The 20,898-nt window shown below is 70.5% G+C and carries 21 protein-coding genes; 12 read left to right on the forward strand and 9 right to left on the reverse strand.

Annotated features, from left to right (window positions below):
- Positions 1 to 47: 47 nt before the first annotated feature.
- Positions 48 to 851 carry an ABC transporter permease gene (locus CSC62_RS00165; RefSeq protein ID WP_162404139.1) on the reverse strand — a complete coding sequence of 268 codons (804 nt, stop codon included), beginning with the start codon at positions 849 to 851 and terminating at the stop codon, positions 48 to 50.
- Between the two features lie 160 nt (positions 852 to 1,011).
- Between CSC62_RS00165 and gspG the strand changes: the two genes are divergently transcribed.
- The 10 genes from gspG to CSC62_RS00215 are packed head-to-tail and all read left to right on the forward strand — an operon-like array spanning position 1,012 to position 8,898.
- On the forward strand, positions 1,012 to 1,467 hold the full coding sequence (gspG, locus tag CSC62_RS00170) for a type II secretion system major pseudopilin GspG (protein ID WP_162404140.1): 456 nt from the start codon (positions 1,012 to 1,014) through the stop codon (positions 1,465 to 1,467).
- The gene (locus tag CSC62_RS00175; protein WP_162404141.1) at positions 1,464 to 1,904 is read left to right on the forward strand and encodes a pilus assembly FimT family protein; all 441 of its coding nucleotides are present in this window, start codon (positions 1,464 to 1,466) and stop codon (positions 1,902 to 1,904) included. The genes gspG and CSC62_RS00175 overlap by 4 nt, the downstream gene beginning before the upstream one ends.
- Positions 1,901 to 2,344, forward strand: coding sequence for a PulJ/GspJ family protein (locus CSC62_RS00180; RefSeq protein WP_162404142.1), 444 nt, complete (start codon positions 1,901 to 1,903; stop codon positions 2,342 to 2,344). The genes CSC62_RS00175 and CSC62_RS00180 overlap by 4 nt, the downstream gene beginning before the upstream one ends.
- A complete protein-coding gene (locus CSC62_RS00185; RefSeq protein WP_162404143.1) occupies positions 2,344 to 2,934 on the forward strand; it encodes a pilus assembly FimT family protein in 591 nt (196 codons plus the stop codon). The genes CSC62_RS00180 and CSC62_RS00185 overlap by 1 nt, the downstream gene beginning before the upstream one ends.
- A complete protein-coding gene (locus CSC62_RS00190) occupies positions 2,912 to 4,012 on the forward strand; it encodes a type II secretion system protein GspK (RefSeq protein ID WP_162404144.1) in 1,101 nt (366 codons plus the stop codon). Before CSC62_RS00185 ends, CSC62_RS00190 begins: the two co-directional genes overlap by 23 nt.
- Positions 3,933 to 5,045 (forward strand): hypothetical protein, encoded by a 1,113-nt coding sequence (locus tag CSC62_RS00195; RefSeq protein WP_162404145.1) that lies wholly within the window; start codon positions 3,933 to 3,935, stop codon positions 5,043 to 5,045. The genes CSC62_RS00190 and CSC62_RS00195 overlap by 80 nt, the downstream gene beginning before the upstream one ends.
- On the forward strand, positions 5,042 to 5,644 hold the full coding sequence (locus tag CSC62_RS00200) for a hypothetical protein (protein ID WP_162404146.1): 603 nt from the start codon (positions 5,042 to 5,044) through the stop codon (positions 5,642 to 5,644). Before CSC62_RS00195 ends, CSC62_RS00200 begins: the two co-directional genes overlap by 4 nt.
- Positions 5,641 to 6,165: a hypothetical protein gene (locus tag CSC62_RS00205; RefSeq protein ID WP_162404147.1), complete on the forward strand. Its 525-nt coding sequence runs from the start codon at positions 5,641 to 5,643 to the stop codon at positions 6,163 to 6,165. The genes CSC62_RS00200 and CSC62_RS00205 overlap by 4 nt, the downstream gene beginning before the upstream one ends.
- Positions 6,162 to 8,354 carry a type II secretion system protein GspD gene (locus CSC62_RS00210; RefSeq protein ID WP_162404148.1) on the forward strand — a complete coding sequence of 731 codons (2,193 nt, stop codon included), beginning with the start codon at positions 6,162 to 6,164 and terminating at the stop codon, positions 8,352 to 8,354. The genes CSC62_RS00205 and CSC62_RS00210 overlap by 4 nt, the downstream gene beginning before the upstream one ends.
- A gap of 1 nt (position 8,355) precedes the next feature.
- On the forward strand, positions 8,356 to 8,898 hold the full coding sequence (locus tag CSC62_RS00215) for a hypothetical protein (RefSeq protein WP_162404149.1): 543 nt from the start codon (positions 8,356 to 8,358) through the stop codon (positions 8,896 to 8,898).
- A gap of 75 nt (positions 8,899 to 8,973) precedes the next feature.
- Here CSC62_RS00215 and CSC62_RS00220 read toward each other — a convergent pair whose 3' ends face one another.
- The 5 genes from CSC62_RS00220 to CSC62_RS00240 all read right to left on the reverse strand — a co-directional run bounded on the left by CSC62_RS00220 (position 8,974) and on the right by CSC62_RS00240 (position 13,680).
- Entirely contained in the window at positions 8,974 to 10,149 is a 1,176-nt protein-coding gene (locus CSC62_RS00220; protein ID WP_162404150.1) for a cystathionine gamma-synthase, read from the reverse strand.
- Between the two features lie 63 nt (positions 10,150 to 10,212).
- Complete coding sequence (locus CSC62_RS00225; RefSeq protein WP_162404151.1) at positions 10,213 to 11,589, reverse strand: pyridoxal-phosphate dependent enzyme; 1,377 nt, start codon at positions 11,587 to 11,589, stop codon at positions 10,213 to 10,215.
- Positions 11,590 to 11,750: 161 nt separating this feature from the next.
- Positions 11,751 to 11,966 (reverse strand): HP1242/YdcH family protein, encoded by a 216-nt coding sequence (locus CSC62_RS00230; protein WP_162404152.1) that lies wholly within the window; start codon positions 11,964 to 11,966, stop codon positions 11,751 to 11,753.
- Between the two features lie 425 nt (positions 11,967 to 12,391).
- Positions 12,392 to 13,285 carry a hypothetical protein gene (locus CSC62_RS00235; RefSeq protein ID WP_246194083.1) on the reverse strand — a complete coding sequence of 298 codons (894 nt, stop codon included), beginning with the start codon at positions 13,283 to 13,285 and terminating at the stop codon, positions 12,392 to 12,394.
- On the reverse strand, positions 13,282 to 13,680 hold the full coding sequence (locus CSC62_RS00240; protein ID WP_162404153.1) for a DUF4398 domain-containing protein: 399 nt from the start codon (positions 13,678 to 13,680) through the stop codon (positions 13,282 to 13,284). Before CSC62_RS00240 ends, CSC62_RS00235 begins: the two co-directional genes overlap by 4 nt.
- A 106-nt stretch (positions 13,681 to 13,786) precedes the next feature.
- On the opposite strand from CSC62_RS00240, the gene CSC62_RS00245 reads away from it, so the two are divergent.
- Complete coding sequence (locus tag CSC62_RS00245) at positions 13,787 to 14,920, forward strand: PilT/PilU family type 4a pilus ATPase (protein WP_162404154.1); 1,134 nt, start codon at positions 13,787 to 13,789, stop codon at positions 14,918 to 14,920.
- A gap of 16 nt (positions 14,921 to 14,936) precedes the next feature.
- Here the strand turns inward: CSC62_RS00245 and maiA are convergent, their stop codons facing one another.
- Together maiA and CSC62_RS00255 are read right to left on the reverse strand one after the other, a co-directional pair.
- A complete protein-coding gene (maiA, locus tag CSC62_RS00250) occupies positions 14,937 to 15,611 on the reverse strand; it encodes a maleylacetoacetate isomerase (RefSeq protein ID WP_162404155.1) in 675 nt (224 codons plus the stop codon).
- Positions 15,612 to 15,674: 63 nt separating this feature from the next.
- Positions 15,675 to 16,655, reverse strand: a complete 981-nt coding sequence (locus CSC62_RS00255) for a fumarylacetoacetate hydrolase family protein (RefSeq protein ID WP_162404156.1) — start codon at positions 16,653 to 16,655, stop codon at positions 15,675 to 15,677.
- Positions 16,656 to 17,014: 359 nt separating this feature from the next.
- On the opposite strand from CSC62_RS00255, the gene CSC62_RS00260 reads away from it, so the two are divergent.
- Complete coding sequence (locus CSC62_RS00260) at positions 17,015 to 18,409, forward strand: DEAD/DEAH box helicase (RefSeq protein ID WP_162404157.1); 1,395 nt, start codon at positions 17,015 to 17,017, stop codon at positions 18,407 to 18,409.
- 111 nt (positions 18,410 to 18,520) lie between these two features.
- Here CSC62_RS00260 and CSC62_RS00265 read toward each other — a convergent pair whose 3' ends face one another.
- Positions 18,521 to 20,872 (reverse strand): TonB-dependent hemoglobin/transferrin/lactoferrin family receptor, encoded by a 2,352-nt coding sequence (locus CSC62_RS00265; RefSeq protein WP_162404158.1) that lies wholly within the window; start codon positions 20,870 to 20,872, stop codon positions 18,521 to 18,523.
- Between the last annotated feature and the right edge of the window lie 26 nt (positions 20,873 to 20,898).

Genomic DNA, 20,898 nt, shown 5'->3' on the forward strand with positions numbered 1-20,898 from the left:
GGGGTTCTGTGGCGGCATTGTCGGGGATGGGAAGTGCCCTGTCTGCCTCACAGCAGGTCGGCGAAACCGCGCCGCAGCAGCGAGAACAGCCACAGGCCGGCCGCCAGGACCGCCAGCGCCACCAGCGAATAGCCGGCCATGGGCGCCGGATCCGGCCAGTCTCCGCGCAGCAGGGCGCCGCGGATGGCATCGGTGGGCCAGGCGATCGGATTGAATCGGACCAGGACCGCCAGGGCACCGGGCACCCTGTCGGCGGGGAAGAACACCGCACCGGTGAACAGCACCGCCGTGACCATGACCCCCACGACCTGGCCAAGGTCGCGGATGTAGACGCCCAGGGCAGCGAACACCAGGGCCAGGCCGTAGAGCATGGCCATGTACGGCACCAGCACCAACGGCGCCGCCAGCACCGAAGGGTGCCAGCCGCTGCCAAACAGGCCGTTGATCGCCAGCAGCAGCAGGAAGCCGATGGACGCATGCACCAGCGCCACGCCCAAGGGCACGGCCACCAGCACGGGCAGCGGGAAGACCATCTTGCGCACGAAATTGCTGTGGCGCTGCATGAGGGTCGGCGCCTGTCCCACCGCCTCGGCCAACACGCCATGGACCAGCAGGCCGGTGAAGAGGTTCAGGGTGAACCCCAGATGGTCGTCCTCGGCCAGGCCCGGCCAGCGCGAGCGGAAGATCACCCCGAACATGAAGCCGAACAGGGCCAACATCAGCAGCGGCATCACCAGCGGCCAGATCCTGCCCAGCAGGGTGCCCCGGTAGCGCACGGCCAGCTCCTGGGCGACCAGGGTGCGCCAGAGGGATGCGAGTTCGGCCAGGCGCCGGGGCGTGGGGATCGACATTTCCAAGGGGACGGGCAAAGGGTGAAAGGGTAACAGGCCCGTCCCCGGCCCCGACCTGCTCCGACGACGGCTGCGGCGCTCCGGGGGCAGCCGCCGTACAGCCAGCGGGCAACGGCAAGGCGCTAGAATCGCCGGATCGCGCCTTTCCGGACCCATTGCAATGCGCAAGCGCTTCCCTTCCGCCCCCCGTCGCTCCGCCGGTGGCTTCACCCTGCTGGAGATGATCGTGGTCCTGGTGATTATCGGCCTGATCATGGGCCTGGTCGGCCCGCGGCTGTTCAGCCAGGCCGACAAGGCCAAGGTCCAGACCGCCGAGACCCAGGTCCGGATGCTGCGCGGCTCGCTGGAGACGATGCGCCTGGACCTGGGCCGCTTCCCCACCCAGGAGGAAGGACTGCAGCTGCTCGCCGCCAAGCCCGCCGACCCGGCCGTGGCCCAGCGCTGGCAGGGACCTTACATCGAGGATGGCGTGCCGCAGGACCCCTGGGGCAATCCCTACCAGTACTCGCCCCGCCCGTCCGGCAACCACAGCTTCACCCTTTATTCGTTCGGCGCCGACGGCCAGTCCGGCGGCGAAGGCTTCGACGCCGACATCGGCCAGCTGCCCCAGCAATGACCCCCGTCCGGGGCTACACCCTGCTTGAGATGATGGTGGTGGTGGCCCTGCTGGCACTGGCCACGGGCATGGTCGCGCCCGCCGGGTACCGGATGATCACGACCTGGCGCGAGGCCAGCGAAGTGGAGCAGGTCATGCACGCCATTGCCGCCCTGCCCCTGCTCGCACGCAACCAGGGGCGCACGCTGCAGCTGGACTCCACTCCCGCCGAGGAGCGGCCCTTGGCCGATGCCTCCGGGCCGCCACAACCGCAGGCCGGCCGGATCGTGGACCTGCCGGAAGGCTGGCAGCTGCGGATGGACACCCCGCTCACCGTCAGCGCCAACGGCGCGTGCTCCGGAGCCGAGGGCACCTTGCAGACCGAGCGCCAATCCATCCCGTTCCAGGTCCAGGCACCGTTCTGCCGGGTCCGCCGGATCGCCGCCAGCGGGGGGTGAGCGTGACGCGACCGGGCGGACCCAGGCGGCAGCGTGGCTTCACCCTGCTGGAGGCGATCGTGGCGATGGTGGTGATGGCCACCGCGCTGCTGGCGCTGTACAGCTGGCTGTCCACCTCGACCCTGGGCCTGCGCCGCGCCCAGGCCCAGGCCCAGGCGCTGGAGGACGCCCGCACGGCGCTGTCCCTGGTCGAGAACGTCAATCCGATGCAGGACCCTCAGGGGCAGCGCGACGCCCCCCCCCTGACCGTACGCTGGCAGTCCCGTGCGCTCACCGACCGCCGCGCCGGCGTGAGCCGTGCCGGGCTGCCGACCCAGTTCGACTTCATACTTTATGAGATGGACGTCGAGGTCCTGAGGAACGGCACGCAGGTGCGGCAGTTCAGCTTCCGCAAGGCGGGCTGGGAGGCCGCCCGCCCGGTGAACCTGGAGGACTTCTGATGGCCCCCACGCGTCAGCACGGCCTGACCCTGCTGGAAATGATGGTGGTGCTGATGATCGCCGGCATGGCCCTGGCGCTGGGCTTCCAATCGCTGGGACAGTGGCGCCGCGCCGAGGCCGCCATTAGCGCCCTGGGCTCGCAGGTCAGGCAGCAGGCGCTCGCCCGCGACTGGCTCCAGTCTTCCCTGCGCGCCCTGACCCCCGTGGAGGCCGATCCGTTCTCGGGCACCGCGGACACCCTGCACGGCACCACCCTGCAACCGGTGTTCGCCCCACAGGGCGGCGCCACCCCCATCGACTGGAGGATCGTCAGGGACGGCGACGGCCTGCACCTGGACCTGGGCGAAGCCGGCGGATCGCCCGTGCCGCTGCCGCTGCCGGCGGCAGCGACGGCCGAGTTCGCCTACCTGGACGCCGAAGGCAAGTCCCATGACCGATGGCCGCCCGCCCTGGGCCAACAGGACCACCTGCCTGCCGCCATCCTCCTGCGCATGAACGAGCCGGACGGCCGCACGCGGCTGTGGGGCGCGCGCATCGTGGGCATCCGCAACCCGGTACCGGTGTTCTATGAGCGCGACCAGGACTACTGAACCGTCCCGCCCGCAGCGCCAGGACGGCTTCGTCCTGGTGATCGTGCTGGCCTTGCTGGTGGTGCTGACCCTGCTGGCGTCCGCAGTGGCCGCCTCCGGCAGCCGCGCGGTGGCCGAGGCCCAGGAGGAGATCGACCGCTTCCAGGGCGAGCTGGACATGCGCTCGACCGGGGAGACGGTGCTGTTCATGCTCGGCACCCAGCAGCGCAACATCGGCGGGCTGGCCGCGCTGCCTTCGCCGCCGCTCAACCAGGCCCTGCTGGACGACGACGATGGCGGCACCTACGCGCTCCCCCGCGGCGGCGAGATCCGGCTCGACGGATCGCCCTACGCCGGCCTCGGCGATGCCCGCTTCGCCCTGCAGGACGACCGTGGCCTGCTCAGCCCGAACTGGGCCCCGGAAAGCATGCTGCATGCGTTCTACGCCTCGCGGGGCGTCGCTGCCGGCGCCTGGGCCGACCTGGATGCCAAGCGCCTGGACTACCAGGATCCCGACACCCTGCACCGGCTGGGCGGTGCGGAAAAGGACCAGTACGAAAAGAGCGGGCGCACGGCTCCAAGCAACCGACCGGTGGCCACCCCGCTCGAGTTCCGCCGGATCATGGACTGGGACAGCATGTTGGCCGGCCTGGATGATGCGGCGCTGCTCGGCCTGCTGACGACCGGGCGCAGCGCCACCCTCAACGTCAACACCGCCCCGGTGGAAGCGTTGGCGCTGATCCCGGGCATGACCCGCGCCGAGGCCGAACGTATGGCTGCGCTGCGCCGGCAGGCGCCGTTCGTCTCGACCTGGGCGCTGCAGGGAGCCTTCCCGATCGCCCCCTTCATGCTGGAGGCCCTGACCCTCTTTCCAAACCAATCCGGGAATCTTATCCTGTGGGATCGTCGTTTCGGCGGAAAAAAGCTTATGCACTGGCGACTTACCCCGCTCGCCAGCGGCGGCCCGCCCTGGCAGATCGACTACGAGGCCATCCTCCCGCGTGACAACCAATCCGATGATGCCGTGGCTGAAGCGCCTGCAACGCCGCTTCTCGCCCCGCAGGATGCTGCTGGGAAAGGAATCCAGCCAGCCCCTTGAGGGCGGCGACGGCGACGCGCTGGCTTGCGTGGTCTCGCGGGGCCTGTGCCTGTTCCTGCCGGTGGACGCGAGCAAGGCCCCGGAGAAGGAGCGCCGCAGCCTCGCGGCGCTGGCGATCCGGCGGGCCTCTCCCTTCCCGGACCCGGAGTTCGGCGTGGCCTGGCTGCCGGGCGGGCATGGCGCCGCCTGGTACTGGTCGCGCAGCCGGGTCATGGATCTGCTGGCCGAGCGCCACGTGCAGGCACGCAGGGTCGACTTCGTCCCCGAGGCCCTGCTGGTCGGCACCCCCGCCGCGGGCGACGAGTCCCGGGTGGAGTTGCTGCAGCTGCAGGAGGGCTTCGTGGCCCGGGCCTGGCAGCAGGGGCGCCTGGTTGCCGACCGCTGGTGGCCGCAGGCCCCCGGCCCTGACGAATGGCCAGCCTTCCTGCGTGCCGCCGGCCCGCCCACGGGGGCGCAGCCCGTGCCGCCGACCCCGACCGGGCCCGCCCCGATCGCGCCCCGTCCCTGGAGCGCGCGCAAGCGCGCGTCCGGGACATTGACCGGCCTGTCCGGCCTCGACAGCCATCTGCCCCGGGTCGCTGCCGGGATCGGCCTGCTGGTGGTGGCGATCGCGGCCATGCAGGCCGGCAGCATGCTGCGCAGTGGCATCGACATCTGGCGCGCGCGACAGGCCGCACAGGACCTGGACGAGCCGCTCAAGCGGATCCTCACCGCCCGCGAGAACGCCGACCGCGACATGGCCGCCAGCCGGCAGCTGCTGGCCCTGCAGCCACGACGCGGCACGATTGCGCTGCTGGCCGAAACCGCCCGTCTGCTGCCGGCTGCGGAGGCCCAGGTCAGGCAGTGGAACCAAACGACTCCCGAGACCCTCGAAGTGACCCTGGTCATGTCCGAACCGGACCCGCAGAAGCTGGTCGCCGCCTGGGAGGAGTCGCCCATGTTCACCAATGTCAGCACCGCACTGCAGCCGCGCAGCGGCGAGATCGTCCTGCGCGCCGACATCAGCGGCGACGCCGCACCTGTCGCCCCATGAGCCTGGCCCGCCACCCGCAGGTCATCCGACTGCGCCAGCAGCTCGATGCGGCCCCCTGGCTGCGCTGGGCACTGCTGGGGATCGGGCTGCTGCTGGCGCTGTTCGTGCTGCAGGCCCTGGAGGCCACGCGGACGCAGTGGCAGAAGGATTCCATCGAGGAAGAAACCAAGCTGCGCAGGATCAAGGCGCTGCAGGGACAGGACGTGTGGCTCGCACGGGCCAGGCAGGCTTCCGAACTGCATCGGGGACTGCTGGCCCAGCTGCCCCAGGTCAATACCCAGGGCGCCGCGCAGGCCGCCGTGCAGGCCTGGCTGCAGAGCCTGGCCAACGGCACGCCCGATCCGCAGCGGGTCCGTATCGCGGTGGACGGCGCCTCGCCGGTCGAGGCCATGCCCGGCGTCCTGCGGATCCGCGGTAGCCTGCAGGGATCGCTGTCGCCGCGCCAGGCGCTCAACGTCGCCCGCAGCATCGAGTCGGCGGAAAACCTGGTGGTGATCGATGCCTTCGACCTGCGCAGCGATCCCAACGGCAGCGCCACGATCCGCATGAGCGCCTACTACCGCGTCGCCGCCGCACCGGCGGCGGAGGTCGCACCGTGACGCCCTCCAAGCGCGCCTATCTGATCGCGGCGCTGACCGCGGCGGCCGGCCTGGCGGCCGGCGCCGCCTGGCCGCCTCCACCGATTCCCAAGAGCCAGGAAGGCACCGACGGCTGGGCCTTGCCGGAGCACGGGCTGCAGCGACTGTCGCCCGAGGCCATGGACCAGGCCGGCTCGATCCGCTGGCTGGGCGATGGCGGTGGCGACAGCCAGGTCCAGGAGTGGCGGCTGGTCGGGATCCTGCAGGCGCCGCAGCCGGTGGCGCTGGTCATGGTCGCGGGCACGCAGGCCCCTGCCCAGGGAGGGCGCCAGAAGCAGAAGGCCGCGCGCGGCCAGAACCTGCGCCTGGAACCCGGCGCCGCGCTGCCGGACGGCAGCCTGCTGGCCGCCATCGAGCGCGACAGCGTCACCGTCGAGCGCGACGGCTGCCGCCGCACCTACAAGCTGTATCGTCCACAACCCGTCAGCACCTCCGGCGCCTGCGCCGATACTCCAGCCCCGGAGCAAAGGAAGTCCCAATGACCCTGCCCCGCAGTGCGATCGGCCTGGCCGTTTTCGCCGCCACCGTCCTCGCCGGCTGCGCAACCCCGCCGAAAATGCCGGTCGATCCGCCGCTGGCGCTTCCGCCCAAGCCGGTCGCCTCATTGGATGCCTCTCCCGTCGGCAACCAGGAAGCGCCCACGGCCCTGGCCCAGACCCCCACGCCCCGCGTGGACATTTCCAGTTCCGCCAGCGCCAGCCTCGGCGGCGACGAGGCCCTGCCGCCGCTGGGCAGCACGCCGGTCAGTGTGAACGTGCAGGACCTGCCGGTACCGGTGCTGGCCAACGAAGTCTTCGGCAACATCCTCGGCCTGAGCGTCACCCTGGCGCCGGAAGTCGCTTCGCTGCAGGAGCTGGTGACCCTGAACACCGCCGACAACCTGCCGCCGGCCGAACTGTTCCGCCTCACCCGCCAGGTTCTGTCGGAATACGGCGTGGCGGTCGAGGCCGAGGGCCGGCTGGTCAACCTGCGGCTGGCGCCCAAGGGCAGTTCGGCCGTGCCGCCGCTGGTGGTCAGCGGCAAGGCCCTGCCCAGCGTCCCGATCAGCCACCGGCCCGTGTTCCAGCTGGTGGAGATGGAGGTGATCCGGGCCGGCGACGCGGTGCGCTGGCTCGACACCCTGTTCGGCCAGGAACTGAAGGTCACCGAGGAGTCGGCGCGCAATGCGGTGCTCATCAGCGGCCGGCCGGCCCAGGTCCGGCAGGCGATGGAGGCGCTGCGGGTGTTCGACCGCCCGATGATGCGCGGCCGGGTCAGCACCCGCCTCGAGCCTGCCTTCCTCACTGCCGAGGAACTGTCGGCGCGGCTGACGGAAGTGCTCAACCTGCAGGGTTACAGCGCCAACCGCAGCGCCGGCGCGCCAGCCGCGGTGATCGTCCTGCCGATCGCGGCGGCCAACTCGGTGATCGTGTTCGCCACCACCCAGCAGACCATGGACTACGCCGTGTCCTGGGCCCGGGAGCTGGACCGTCCGAGCCAGCACGCGGGCACGCAGTCGATGTTCTATTACCAGGTGCGCAACACCAAGGCCACCGACATCGCCGACGTGCTGACCTCCAGCATCCGCAGCCAGCAGCAGGCAACCAACGCGGCCAACGCGGCAGCCGTGGCCGGCTCCGACGCCGCCTCGGCGCCCGCCAACAACCGCGTCTCGACCGGTGCCCGCACCGTGGGCAACTCGGGCATCCTGGTCGACGAACCCAGGAACGCGCTGATCTACCAGGGCGATCCGGCGCAATGGGAGCGGATGCTGACCCTGATCAAGCAGATGGATCGCGCCCCGCGCCAGGTCATGATCGAGGTCACCATCGCCGAGGTCACCCTCAACGACGACAACGAGTTCGGCCTGAGCTGGTTCGCCAAGGCCGGATTCGGGCGCTTCGACGGCAGCATCTACAAGGGCACCGGCTCCGGCGGCGAATCGCCGGGCGCCGGTGGCAACGGCCTGACCTACCTTTTGGACGTGGCCGGCCAGAACCGGGTCGCGCTGACCGCGTTCGCCAACGACAACCGGGTCAGCATCCTGTCCACACCGCGGCTGCTGGTGAAGAGCGGCAGCGAGGCCAACATCGACGTCGGCACCGAGGTCCCGACGGTCACCATGACCACCACCTCCAACCAGCAGAGCAACGGCGACACCAACCTGCTGCAATCGATCCAGTACCGCAAGACCGGCATCATCCTAAAGATCAAGCCGACCGTGTATTCGGACGACCGCATCGACCTGGACATCAGCCAGGAAGTCAGCGAGGCGCTTCCACTGGAGGGCGGCGAAACCGCCAATTCGCCCTCGATCTTCAACCGCGCGCTCAACACCTCGCTCAGCCTGCGCGATGGCGGATCGGTGGTCATGGCCGGCCTCATCTCCGACCGCAGCACCGACACCGACTCCGGCATCCCGGGGCTCAAGGACATCCCGGTGCTGGGCAACCTGTTCAAGAACAAGTCCGTCAAGAAGAACCGGACCGAACTGGTGCTGCTGATCGTGCCGTACATCGTCGAATCGGACGAGCGTGCGACCGACGTCAGCCGCGCCGTCCTGGACCGCTTCGACCTGCTGGACCTGGACCGTGCACTGGGACCGCAACCGGCGCCGGCGCCCGGCGCGCCGCTGCCGGCCCGCCTGCCGCCTCCGGCCACCACCTTCCCCGCCCGCAACGACCCGCGCTGACATGAACACCTCGATCCCCGGAACCCTCGTCCTCTGCCTGCTTGCCGCATTCGCCGCCGCAGGATGCGCCCGTCGCGAAGCGGAGGACGACACCGCCACCGCACAGTCGGCGCCCGAAGCCGCACCCGAGCCTCCGCCGCCGCCCAAGGAGGTCGCCGCGCTGAAGATCGACGTGTCGCTCTCGCCTCAGGCGGAGCAGAAGCTCAAGGCCACCGGCGAAACCGTCCGGGTCGAGGTCGTCTACGGCGGCGATCCGGCCCCCGACGCCACCCTGCAGCCGAACGAACTGGGCATGATCGAGCTGGGCAAAAAGACCCTGGAACTGCCAGGCTCGGGCTCGGTCGAGCTCGCCGAATCGGAAGTGGACCGCAGCCGCCTGGACCAGATCGTCGGCCAGCCGCAGGTGATGGTGAACACCACCTCCGGGCGCAAGTCGACCCCGCAGAACCTGCTGGCCTGCGAGTTCTACTGGGACACCCTGAGCACCGCCGGGCGCGACGGCGTCAAGGTACCGTGCAAGTTGCTGACCGAAACCGGCGGCTAACGCCGGACGCGATCACGGCTGCATGACTCGCGCCGCGGTCCGCATGGACCGCGGCGCCTTGCCGGTCGGGCTGCGTCAAGCGCCCAAGGCGGCCGCCAGGTCCTCGCGCAGGTCCTCCACCCCCTCGATCCCCACGCTCAACCGCACCAGCGCATCGCTGATCCCCAGCCGCGCGCGCCGCTCCGGCGGCACCGAGGCGTGGGTCATCACCGCCGGATGGTTGAGCAGGCTTTCCACCCCGCCCAGCGACTCGGCCAGGGTGAACAGGCGGGTGCGCTCGCAGAAACGCCTGGCGCCCTCGAAGCCGCCCTTCAGCACGACCGAGACGATGCCGCCGAAGCCATGCATCTGGCGCGAGGCCAGCGCCTTCTGCGGGTGCGAGTCCAGGCCCGGGTAGATCACCTTCTCCACGCCCGGGTGGGTTTCCAGCCATTGCGCCAGGGCCAGGGCGTTGTCGCAGTGGGCGCGCATGCGCAAGGGCAGGGTCTTGGCGCCGCGCAGGGCCAGGAAGCTGTCGAACGGTCCCTGCACGGCGCCGACCGAGTTCTGCAGGAAGGCCATGCGCTCGCCGAGCTCCCCGTCGCCGGTCACGACGATGCCGCCGACCATGTCCGAGTGGCCGTTGAGGTACTTGGTCGCCGAATGCACCACCAGATGCGCGCCCAGTTCCAGTGGGCGCTGCAGGGCCGGCGAGGCGAAGGTGTTGTCGACCGCCACCAGCAGCCCGCGCCGGCGCGCGATCCCGGCCACCGCGGCGATGTCGACGATCTTGAGCATCGGGTTGGTCGGGGTCTCGATCCACACCATCCGTGTCTTCGGCGTGATCGCGGCCTCGAACGCGGCCAGGTCGGCCAGGTCCACGAAGCTGAAATCCAGCGCCGCGCTGCGTCGGCGCACCCGCTCGAACAGGCGGTAGCTGCCGCCGTACAGGTCGTCCATGGCGATGACGTGGTCGCCGCTGTCCAGCAGCTCCAGCACGGTGGATGTGGCGGCCAGGCCGGAGGCGAACGCGAAGCCGCGGCTGCCGCCCTCGAGCGCGGCCACGCAGCGTTCCCAGGCGAAGCGGGTCGGGTTGTGGGTACGCGAATACTCGAAACCCTGGTGCTCGCCGGGGCTGCTCTGGGCGTAGGTGGAGGTGGCGTAGATCGGTGGCATCACCGCGCCGGTGGAGGGGTCCGGCGCCTGGCCACCGTGGATGGCCAGGGTGGCCAGGGAGAGCGGGCGTTCACCGCCGGGGACGTGTTCGGCCATGGATATCTCTGTAGTCAGGTACGTGCGGCCCCATTGTAGGAGCCGGTCTTGCCGGCGGCCGCCCTACTGCACCCTTCGCCGCAGGTAGTTCAGCAAGTCGATCCGGGTCACCAGGCCGAGGAAACGCTCGCCGTCCATCACGATCGCCACCTGGCCGCGGTCGAACATCGGCAAAAGGGCCTCGATCGGCGACTTCACGTCCAGCCGGTCCAGCTTGCTGACCATGGCGGTGTGGACCGGGTCGCGGAATCGGGCTTCGTCGCCGTAGACGTGCAGCAGGACGTCGCTCTCGTCGACGATGCCGACCAGCTGCTCGCCTTCCATCACCGGCAGCTGGGAGACGTCGTAAAGCTTCATCCGCTGGTAGGCGGTGGTCAGCAGGTCGTTGGGGCCGACCACCACGGTGTCCTTCTGGCTGTAAGGGCGCAGGATCAGGTCGCGCAGGTCGCCGTGGCGTGGGCGCTCCAGGAAACCGTTGTCCAGCATCCAGTAGTCGTTGTACATCTTCGACAGGTACTTGTTGCCGGTGTCCGGGACCAGCACCACCACCTTCTTCGGCGAGGTCTGTTCGCGGCAGTACTTCAGCGCGGCGGCCAGCAGGGTGCCGGTCGAGGAGCCGCCGAGGATGCCCTCCTTGGCCAGCAATTCGCGCGCGGTGTGGAAGCTCTCGCCGTCGCTGATCGCGTAGGCCTTCTTCACCCGGCTGAAATCGGCGATCGAGGGCAGGAAGTCCTCGCCGATGCCCTCCACCAGCCAGCTGCCGGACTTGTCGCTGAGCACGCCTTCGTTGATGTACTGGGCCAGGATCGAGCCCACGGGGTCGGCCAGCACCAGTTCCACCTGCGGCGCCTTCTGCGCGAAGCAGCGCGACAGGCCGGTCATGGTGCCGGAGCTGCCGCAGCCGAACACGATCGCGTCGAAACCGCCCACGCCGGCCATCTGCTCGATGATCTCCGGGCCGGTGCCGGTCTCGTGCGCGACCGGGTTGTCCGGGTTGCCGAACTGGTTGACGAAGTAGGCGCCGGGGGTGTCGGCGGCGATCTTCGCGGCCAGGTCCTGGTAGTACTCCGGATGGCCCTTGCCCACGTCCGAGCGGGTCAGCACCACCTCGGCGCCCATCGCCTTGAGGTTGAAGATCTTCTCCCGGCTCATCTTGTCCGGGACCACCAGGACCAGGCGGTAGCCTTTCTGCTGGGCGACCAGGGCCAGGCCGATGCCGGTGTTGCCGGCGGTGCCCTCGACCAGGGTGGCGCCGGGCTTCAGGTCGCCGCGCCGCTCGGCGGCCTCGATCATCGACAGGCCGATGCGGTCCTTGCTGGAGCCGCCGGGGTTGGTGTTCTCGAGCTTGAGGTAGAGCTCGCAAGGGCCGGTGTCCAGGTGCCGGGCCTTGACCATGGGCGTGCGCCCGATCAGTTCGAGCACGGAAGCGTGCGGGGCCATCGGTTGTCCGGTATCGGGGGCCGCGCGGGCGCGGCGGAACCGGGATTATCCGCCGGATCGTGCCGTTGTAGGAGCCTGGTGCCGGAAGAGGAATGCGCGGGCGGTGGCGGTTCCCGACGAGGAGGGCCGCCACCGCCCGCGGCGTGGAGCGGTGGACCGGGTCAGTGCGCCCGGTCGTAGATGCGCAGCAGGCGCTGTTTGGCGATGAGCTTCTCGCGCTTCATCTGCCCGAGCGTGAGGTCGTCGATCGGCAGCACGCCCAGTTCGGCGTCCATGACCTTCTTGTCCAGCAGCCGGTGTCGCTGGTAGAGCTGCTTGAACTCGGGGTCGCGCTTCATCAGCGCATCGATCTCGGCCTGCGGTTGCCCTTCGAACATGTCTGCACCTCCTGGGAGTCGCGCATCCGTGCGGCGTGGGCCGGCCGCCTTCGGCCGGCGGAAAAACGAACGCCCCGGACCTTGCGGCCGGGGCGTCGGGTTTCGGAGTCGTCCGGGCACGCCACCCGGTCACCGGATCCGGCCACCGGGACGGGTATCCCGGCGGCGATCTCCTTGGACTCGGCGGATGGCTGCATCGGCAGGATCTCCGGTCATCCGGGGGCGGAAGCACCTCCCGGATGATTGACCCTACTCCTCCCTCCCGGGGCCGGCAACCACGACGTGCAGGAATTGCGACCGGCGGTCGTGGATGTCACATGACAGGGCGAGACGAGGCGGATTTCCAGGACAAATATTTGATCTGCATGAAAAATCCGCAAGAAAGCCGGCAAGCCGGCTTCACCAGGGCACGCCACCGTGGTGGTTCAGGGACCCACCACCACCTCGGCCGCACGGGTGCCGGTGGCGGCCCCACGCTTGGCCTCGACCCGGATCCGCGAGGCCGCCACGCCACCGGCGACCAGCGCTTCGCGCAGGGCGGCGGCGCGAGCCTGGGCGAGCTTGCCGTCGTCGCCCCAGGCACTGATCCGCACCCCGCCCTTGGCGATCTGCAGGTAGGCCGCCAGTGCGGCGGCCGCATCCCCGCCGCTGCCGCTCAGGCCGGACTTGCCCGAGGCATAGGCGTTGCCCGGCAGGGTGAACACCTCCCCCTGTCCCTCGAAACGCGCGGCCGGCAGCTTCTTGCCGCTCACCAGCTCGGCCTCCTGGCGGGCCAGTTCGGCCTCCTTGCGCCGCGCCGCGCTCAGCTGCGAGGCCTGGCGGCCGGTGGCCTTGCCCAGCGCCTCCTCGACCTCGGTCCGCAGCTGGGCTTCGGCCTCCGCGGCCAGGCGCAGGCGCTCGGCTTCCTCGGCCTGGATCTGGGCCTGCAGGCGCAGGCGCTCGTTCTCCTGCCGCGCGCGCGCGGCGTCGCGGCGGCTGGCTTCCAGCAGAAGTTCACTGCGCTGCAGGTCCAGCCGCGAAAGCTCGCTGCGCGCGGCCTGGACCCGGGCGGTCAGCTCGGCGATCTCCACCCGGCGCCCGGCCAGGTACAGGGCATCGGCGCGCTCGGCACGGCGGGCCTTGTCCAGCGCGGCGATGGCCTGCTGCGCTTCCATCTGCTCGTAGACCGCCAGCCGGCCCAGCGAAGGATCGCCCTGCAGGGCCGCCAGTTGCGCCTGCAACCGGGCCACGTCCGCATCGGGCGCAGCCAGCGCCGGGACCGCGGCGAAGACGGCCAGGCAGAAGCCGACCGCCAGTCCTTTCTTCATCGTCGCGCTCATGGGGTCGCCTCCGCGGCCATGCCCAGGCGCTGGCGCAGGGCGGCGATCTCGTCGCGCCTTTGCTGCAGGTCGGCATCGGCCTTGGCCTGTTCGCTGCGCATCCGGGCCAGGTCGGCATCGGCCGCCGCCCGCTGGGCCACCGCGACGGCCTGGCGCTGATCGGCGCGGCTGCGCGAGGCCGCCGCGGCCTGGGCCTGGACCAGCGCCTGGCGGGCGGTGGCGATCAGGTCCGGGGCGTAGTGGTCGGCATCGGCGTCCTGGGCCTGCATCACCGCCTGCTCGGCGCGCTGCAGGTCCGGCAGCGGCGCTTGGGCGTGGGCCGTGACCGCCAGCCCGAAAGCGGCCAGGAGCGCGTACAGGCGTTTGCGGAAGTGTGCGAAGCTAGGGTCGTTCATTGGGGAGCGTCGCGTCCGGTTCGGGTCGCGGCCATTGTCGGAAGCCTGCGGCGCGCTTGCAAATGGCCGCCGCCGAACAGCAAACGGGGCAGGGATCGAAGGCGCTATGGATATCGGCTACTTCCTGAAGTTGATGAACGAGAAGAACGCCTCGGACATGTTCCTGACCACCGGGGCGCCGGTCTACATCAAGATCGAAGGCAAGCTGTACCCGCTGGGCAACACCGGCCTGCCGCCGGGCATGGTCAAGAAGATCGCCTACTCGCTGATGGACGAGGGCCAGGTGCCGCAGTTCGAGCGCGACCTGGAGCTGAACATGGCCATCGCCCTGTCCGACGCCGGCCGCTTCCGGGTCAACGTGTTCAAGCAGCGCGGCGAGGTCGGCATGGTGATCCGCGCCATCCGCAGCGTGATCCCCTCGATCGAGGACCTGAACCTGCCGGAGGTGCTGAAGGACATCATCATGACCCCGCGCGGCCTGGTCCTGCTGGTCGGCTCGACCGGCTCGGGCAAGTCGACCTCGCTGGCGTCGATGATCGACTACCGCAACAGCAACACCACCGGGCACATCCTCACCATCGAGGACCCGATCGAGTACCTGCACCGGCACAAGAAGTCGATCGTCAACCAGCGCGAGGTCGGCCTGGACACCCACGCCTTCCACAACGCGCTGAAGAACGCGATGCGCGAGGCGCCCGACGTGATCCTGATCGGCGAGATCCTGGACGCGACCACGATGGAGGCGGCGATCGCCTTCGCCGAGACCGGCCACCTGTGCCTGGCCACGCTGCACTCCAACAACGCCGACCAGACCATCGAGCGCATCCTCAATTTCTTCCCCGAGAGCGCGCACAAGAACGTGCTGATGAACCTGGCGCTGAACCTGCGCGCGGTGGTCTCGCTGCGCCTGGTCAAGGGCGTGGACGAGCGCCGGCTGCCGGCCACCGAGGTGCTGATCAACACCCCGATGATCCGCGACCTCCTGCGCCGCGGCCAGGTGCACGAGATCAAGCAGGCGATGGAAGGCTCGCTGGAGGAAGGCATGCAGACCTTCGACCAGTGCCTGTTCCGGATGGTCAAGCAGGGCCAGATCGAGCAGGAGGAGGCGCTACGCGCGGCCGACTCGCGCGATGGCCTGGCGCTGAAGTTCCGCCTGTCCGAAGGCGCCGACGGCGAGCACGATCCCTACGCCGACCTCAACGCCCCGCCGACCCCGACCATCAGCCACGGCTTCCTCTGACCCTCGCCGTCCGGGATCAGGCGTTTTTCGCCGGCGCGTCCGGCTGCGCTTCCGGCACCGCGGCCTGGAAGGCCGGCAGGGCCTGGCAGGCCCGCTCGATCCGGGCCAGGACCGGCCACGCGCCGACGTCCATGCCGAACCGCCGGGCGTTGTACAGCTGCGGCACCAGGCAGCAGTCGGCCAGACCCGGCAGGTCGCCGTGGCAGAACGCGCCGGTGGACGGATCCTCGGCCACCAGCGCCTCCAGCGCGTCCAGGCCCTCGGCAATCCAGTGCCGCACCCACTCCTCGCGCTCGGGCTGGGGCACGTTCCACTGCTGCTCGAAGAACTGCAGCACCCTCAGGTTGTTCAGCGGATGCACGTCGCAGGCCACCAGCAGGGCCAGCGCGCGCACCCGCGCCCGCTCGCGGGCGCTGCCCGGCAGCAGGGGCACGCTGTCCGGCCAGGCCTCGTCGAGGTATTCCAGGATCGCCAGCGACTGCCGCACCGCGCGACGGCCGTGCATCAGCACCGGCACCAGCTGCTGCGGGTTGAGGGTGGCGTAGTCGGTCGCGTGCTGCTGGCCGCCGTCGCGCAGCAGGTGCACCGGCCGCGGGACGTAGGCCAGGCCCTTGAGTTCCAGGCCGATGCGCACCCGCCAGGCGGCGCTGGACCGCCAGTAGGTGTACAGCTCCAGTTCGGTGCTCGACATCGCGTTCCTCGCTTGTCCGGTGCGGGCAGAGTGCGCCGGACATATCGCGCCGGCAAGCGCCCCCTACGGCCGTTCGATCCTCTGCTCGATCGCGCCGAAGATGCTGCGGCCCTCGCCGTCCAGCATCTCGATCCGCACGGTGTCGCCGAAGGCCATGAACGGCGTGGACGGCTGGCCGTCGCGCAGGGTCTCGACCACACGCTGTTCGGCGAAGCAGGAGGCGCCGCGGGACACGTCCTGGTTGGCGATGGTGCCCGAGCCGACGATCGTGCCGGCCACCAGCGGCCGGGTCCGGGCGGCGTGCGCGACCAGCTGGGCGAAGTCGAACTGCATGTCCTCGCCCGCCTCCGGGGCGCCGAACCAGCGGCCGTTGACGTGGGTCAGCAGGGGCAGGTGCAGCTTGTGGCCGTGCCAGGCCGGGCCCAGCTCGTCCGGGGTCACGAACACCGGCGACAGCGCCGAGCGCGGCTTGGACTGGAGGAAGCCGAAGCCCTTGGCCAGCTCGCCCGGGATCAGGTTGCGCAGGGACACGTCGTTGACCAGGCCGACCAGCTGGATGTGGCCGGCGGCCTGTTCCGGCGTGGCCGCCATCGGCACGTCGTCGGTGACCACCACGATCTCGGCCTCCAGGTCGATGCCGAAGTCCTCGCTCGGCACCCGCACCGGGTCGCGCGGGCCGTAGAAGCCGGCGCTGGTGGCCTGGTACATCAGCGGGTCGGTGTAGAAGCTCTCCGGGACCTCGGCGCCGCGGGCGCGGCGGACCCGCTCCACGTGCGGCAGGTAGGCGCTGCCGTCGACGAATTCATAGGCGCGCGGCAGGGGCGCGGCCAGTGCGGCCATGTCCAGGGCGAAGGCACCGTCGGCCCGGCCGGCCTCGAGCGCCGCGGCCAGGGCCTGCAGGCGCGGGGCGGCGGCGTGCCAGTCGTCCAGGGCCTGCTGCAGGGTCGCGGCGATGCCGGTGGCGCGCACGGCGCGGGACAGGTCGCGGGCGACCACCACCAGGGTGCCGTCGCGGCCGCCTTCCTTGAGGGTTCCGAGCTTCATCCGGCTGACTCCTGCGGGCTGGGAGCGGGATTGTAGCGACTCCAGGCCTATTGTTTCACTGGAAACATTCCTCCCAGATCCCGGCTGAATACCGGCCACGCCCCTCCGGGCGAAATCCCCCGTCTTCGCGTAGAATCCGCGCCCTGACTGCCAGCGGCCGTCCGTTTCCCTCCGGGATCGGCAGCGCCGGACAGACGATCCGGCGTCCGCCCCACTCCGACGCCTTCCGCCTGGCATTCGGGCCGGTCCCCGGCCACATCCCCTCTCGCAGCGCGGTTCACGGGAACGCTCCGAGCCACCGATCGAAACCGATCAGCCCGCAGGCATGCGCCCGCGGGCGTTGCCATGGAGCTTCCCGAATGTCGTTCGAATCCCTGGGCCTTGCGCCCTTCCTGCTGCGCGCGCTGGCCGAGCAGGGATACGAAACCCCCACCCCGATCCAGCAGCAGGCCATCCCCCTGGCCCTGGACGGCCACGACCTGCTGGCCGGCGCCCAGACCGGCACCGGCAAGACCGCCGCCTTCGGCCTACCCCTGCTACAGCACCTGGGCACCTCGCCGCAGGCGGTCAACGGCCCGCGCAGGCCGCGCGCCCTGGTCCTGGCCCCGACCCGCGAGCTGGCCACCCAGGTCCACGACAGCCTGCGCGGCTACAGCAAGTACCTGCGCATCCCCAGCGCGGTGATCTACGGCGGCGTGGGCATGGGCAACCAGCTCGACACCCTGCGCCGCGGCGTGGACCTGGTGATCGCCTGCCCGGGCCGGCTGATCGACCACATCGAGCGCCGCAGCGTGGACCTGTCCGGGATCGAGATCCTGGTCCTGGACGAGGCCGACCGCATGCTCGACATGGGCTTCCTGCCCTCGATCAAGCGGATCCTGGCCAAGCTGCCGAAGCAGAACCGCCAGACCCTGCTGTTCTCGGCCACCTTCCCCGAGAGCATCAAGCAGCTGGCGATGGAGTTCATGCGCCACCCGCGCGAGGTCCAGGTGACCCCGCAGAACACCGTGGCCGAGACCATCGCCCACCGCGTCCACCCGGTCGACACCGCTCGCAAGCGCGAGCTGCTGCTGCACCTGCTGGCCCAGGACGCGCGGGTGCAGACCCTGGTGTTCGCCAAGACCAAGCACGGCAGCGACAAGCTGGCCACCTTCCTGGAGAAGTCCGGGATCCAGGCCGCGGCGATCCACGGCAACAAGAGCCAGGGCCAGCGCCTGCGCGCGCTCGGCGACTTCAAGGCCGGCAAGGTCAAGGTCCTGGTGGCCACCGACATCGCCGCGCGCGGGATCGACATCGACCAGCTGCCGCGGGTGATCAACTTCGACCTGCCGATGGTGGCCGAGGACTACGTCCACCGGATCGGCCGCACCGGCCGCAACGGTTCCAGCGGCGAGGCGATCTCGCTGGTGTCGCAGGACGACGCCAAGTACCTGCGCCAGATCGTGCGCCTGCTCGAGCGCGACATGGAGATCCGCGACCTGGCCGGGTTCGAGCCGCAGGTGCCGATTCGCTGGGGCAACAGCGCCCCGGGCAAGGCCGAGGTGCCGGGCGGGCAGCGCCCGCCGCGCAAGCCGGCCGGCGGCCGCGGCCGGCGTCCGCACGGCGGTGCCGGCGACGGCCAGCGCCACGCGCATGCCGGGGCCAAGTCGCACGGCGCGCCGCGCGAGGCCGCGCGCAAGCCGGCCGAGGCCGGCCGTGGTCGTCGCCGCGGCGGCGGCAACGGCGGCGGGCCGCGCCGGGACGCCACGCGCTGATCCCCGCGCAGGACACCGGCAGACATGCGAACGGCAGCCCCAGGGCTGCCGTTCGCGTTTGCGGGACAGGCGGATGCGGCCGCCGCACGAAGGCGTGCGGCGGCCGTCGGCTCAGAACACCCAGGTCAGCGAGACCCGGACGTTGCGGCCCGGTTCGCTGTAGCGGCCGATGCCGTCGTCGGTGGCGTAGCCGTACAGGTAGAAGTCGCCGCGGGTCACGTTGCGGATCCGCGCCCACTGGTAGTACTCCTCGTCGAACAGGTTGTACACGCCGGCGTTGATCCGCAGGTGGTCGTTGAAGCGGAAGCTGCCGTACAGGTCGACCACGGTGTAGGCGTCGCTCAGGAACGGCGCGGGGGCGGCGCCGAACACGTCGCCCTCCGGATCCACGTCACTGAGCTTCTTGGCCAGGGCATGGGTCACGCTGGCGTTGATCCGGGCGCGGCCGTCCACGCCCTGCCAGCCCAGGCCGAGCACGCCGCGGTCGGGGTTGATGCTGTTCAGCGGAGCGCCGTCGGCCTGCTCGCCCTCGTTGTGCGAGTAGGCCGCGCGCAGCAGCCAGGCATCGCCCAGGCGCCACAGGGCCTCGGCCTCGGCGCCCTTGACCGTGACCTCGCCGACGTTGTCCACGGTGCTGTAGCTGTAGCCCATCGCGGTGGTGCAGCGGGTGCCGGTGCAGGTCTGGTACTGGGTGCCGGGGTTCTCGGTCACCCGCAGGGTGTCGATGAAGTCGTCGTAGCGGTCGCGGAACACCGAGATGCCGACCCGTGCGTTCTCGCCCTCCCAGCGCCAGCCGGCCTCCAGGTTGAGGCTGGTTTCCGCCTCCAGGTCCGGATTGGCCGCGGAGGTCGGCACGACCAGGGTGTTGCCGGTCCCGACTTCGGTGATGGTGGCGGTGCTGGTCGGCGCGTACATCTCGCCGGTGGTCGGGGCGCGGAAGCCGCGGCCGGCCTGCAGCCACAGGGTGTTTCGCGGCACGAACTCGAACGCCAGGCCGGCCTGCCAGGTCGGCGAGGCGAAGCTGACGTCGCGCACGGTGCCGGTGCGGTCCTGGAACTGGGCGTCCAGCTGCGGCGAGTAGTCGTAGCGGTCGTAGCGCGCGCCCAGGGTCAGCTCCAGGCGGTCGTCGAGCAGGCCGATGCGGTCGCGCAGGTACAGGTTCCAGGCGGTGACGTCGGTCTGCGGCACCTGCGCCGGGTCGACGGTGGCGGTGTCCAGCACTCCGGCGTTGTTCCAGCGGTAATCGATCGCGGTGAAGTCCACCTCACGCTTCTGCCAGGCCGCGCCGTACAGCAGCGACTGGGTCACGCCGCCCTCGCCCAGGGCCTTGGCGAAGTCGACCGCCGCACGGTCCAGCACCTGTTCGGTGTTGCGGTCCTCGGCGCGGCGGCAGGGCAGCGCCAGGGTGCAGGGGGTGGTGTTGGCGGTGGCGGTCGGGTTGGCCGAGGTGCCGCTGCCGGCAATGATGCGGGTGACGCCGTAGCTGGCGGTCTCCTGGCGGTCGACCTGGGCGTACAGAGTGTCGAAGGCGGCGTTGCCGGCGTTCCAGGTGTAGTTCAGGCCGTAGCGGTCGCGGTCGTTGCTGTCGTCGCCGACCCGCTCCAGGTAGCCGGGCGAGGACACGCGGCTGAGGTTGTCGACCACGTTCTCGACCCGGTTGCGCTCGTACACCAGGCCCAGGCGGTGGGCCTCGGAGAGGACGAAGTCGACCTTGGCCAGGACGTTGGTGCTCTCGTGGTCGATCGGGTCGGGGGTGCGGCGGGCGCTGCCGGTCTCGATCCCGGTGCTGTCGTACCAGCCCTCGGCCTCGTGGCCCTCGCGCCGGGTGTAGACCAGCATCGACTCGACCATGCCGGTGCGGTTGGCCACGGTGAAGGAACCCAGCTTCTCGCTGTTGTAGCCGGTGTAGCCGAGCTTGATGCTGCCGTAGGTGTCGTTGCCGTTCGGGCGCAGGTAGTCGGCCGGGTCCTTGGTGGTGAACACCACCGCGCCGCCCAGTGCGCCGCTGCCGGCGGCGATCGCGTCGGCGCCCTTGATCACTTCCACCTGCTTGAGGGTATCCACGTCCACGCCGCCGCGGCCGGCGCGGAAGAACTCGTAGCTGCGCGCGGTCTCCAGGCCCTCGGCCAGGCTCAGGCCGTCGACCACCAGCGAGACGCGGTCGCCCTCCATGCCGCGGATGTTGAAGCCGTTGTCGCCGAAGCGGCCCATGTCGGCGATGCTCACGCCGGGGATGTAGCGGACCAGGTCCTCCATGTTCTCGGCCTGCTCCCCTTCCAGCTGGGCGGCGCCGAGCACGGTGACGTTCTGGTTGGCGGACTTCTTGCCGCGTTCGCCCTCCACCTGGACGGTGTCGAGGGTGCTGGCGCCGTCGGCGGCCGAGGGCGCGGCGGGTTCGGCGTGGGCGGTGGCCGCCAGGCAGGCGCCAATGGCGAGGGCGAGCAGGGATCGTGGGGTGGTCATTTCGGAAAACTCCGCAGTCGGGAAAG

The organism is Pseudoxanthomonas jiangsuensis, assembly GCF_010093185.1.
Classification (GTDB): Bacteria; Pseudomonadota; Gammaproteobacteria; order Xanthomonadales; family Xanthomonadaceae; genus Pseudoxanthomonas; species Pseudoxanthomonas jiangsuensis.

Coding starts and splice junctions, on each gene's coding strand:
- CSC62_RS00175 (WP_162404141.1), top strand. CDS start 1,464: ATGACCCCCGTCCGGGGCTACACCCTGCTTGAGATGATGGTGGTGGTG.
- CSC62_RS00210 (WP_162404148.1), top strand. CDS start 6,162: ATGACCCTGCCCCGCAGTGCGATCGGCCTGGCCGTTTTCGCCGCCACC.
- CSC62_RS00225 (WP_162404151.1), bottom strand. CDS start 11,589: ATGGCCCCGCACGCTTCCGTGCTCGAACTGATCGGGCGCACGCCCATG.
- CSC62_RS00165 (WP_162404139.1), bottom strand. CDS start 851: ATGTCGATCCCCACGCCCCGGCGCCTGGCCGAACTCGCATCCCTCTGG.
- maiA (WP_162404155.1), bottom strand. CDS start 15,611: ATGTCGAGCACCGAACTGGAGCTGTACACCTACTGGCGGTCCAGCGCC.
- CSC62_RS00200 (WP_162404146.1), top strand. CDS start 5,042: ATGAGCCTGGCCCGCCACCCGCAGGTCATCCGACTGCGCCAGCAGCTC.
- CSC62_RS00215 (WP_162404149.1), top strand. CDS start 8,356: ATGAACACCTCGATCCCCGGAACCCTCGTCCTCTGCCTGCTTGCCGCA.
- CSC62_RS00220 (WP_162404150.1), bottom strand. CDS start 10,149: ATGGCCGAACACGTCCCCGGCGGTGAACGCCCGCTCTCCCTGGCCACC.
- CSC62_RS00260 (WP_162404157.1), top strand. CDS start 17,015: ATGTCGTTCGAATCCCTGGGCCTTGCGCCCTTCCTGCTGCGCGCGCTG.
- CSC62_RS00245 (WP_162404154.1), top strand. CDS start 13,787: ATGGATATCGGCTACTTCCTGAAGTTGATGAACGAGAAGAACGCCTCG.
- CSC62_RS00185 (WP_162404143.1), top strand. CDS start 2,344: ATGGCCCCCACGCGTCAGCACGGCCTGACCCTGCTGGAAATGATGGTG.
- CSC62_RS00240 (WP_162404153.1), bottom strand. CDS start 13,680: ATGAACGACCCTAGCTTCGCACACTTCCGCAAACGCCTGTACGCGCTC.
- CSC62_RS00190 (WP_162404144.1), top strand. CDS start 2,912: ATGAGCGCGACCAGGACTACTGAACCGTCCCGCCCGCAGCGCCAGGAC.
- gspG (WP_162404140.1), top strand. CDS start 1,012: ATGCGCAAGCGCTTCCCTTCCGCCCCCCGTCGCTCCGCCGGTGGCTTC.
- CSC62_RS00265 (WP_162404158.1), bottom strand. CDS start 20,872: ATGACCACCCCACGATCCCTGCTCGCCCTCGCCATTGGCGCCTGCCTG.
- CSC62_RS00195 (WP_162404145.1), top strand. CDS start 3,933: ATGCCGTGGCTGAAGCGCCTGCAACGCCGCTTCTCGCCCCGCAGGATG.
- CSC62_RS00255 (WP_162404156.1), bottom strand. CDS start 16,655: ATGAAGCTCGGAACCCTCAAGGAAGGCGGCCGCGACGGCACCCTGGTG.
- CSC62_RS00235 (WP_246194083.1), bottom strand. CDS start 13,285: ATGAGCGCGACGATGAAGAAAGGACTGGCGGTCGGCTTCTGCCTGGCC.
- CSC62_RS00230 (WP_162404152.1), bottom strand. CDS start 11,966: ATGTTCGAAGGGCAACCGCAGGCCGAGATCGATGCGCTGATGAAGCGC.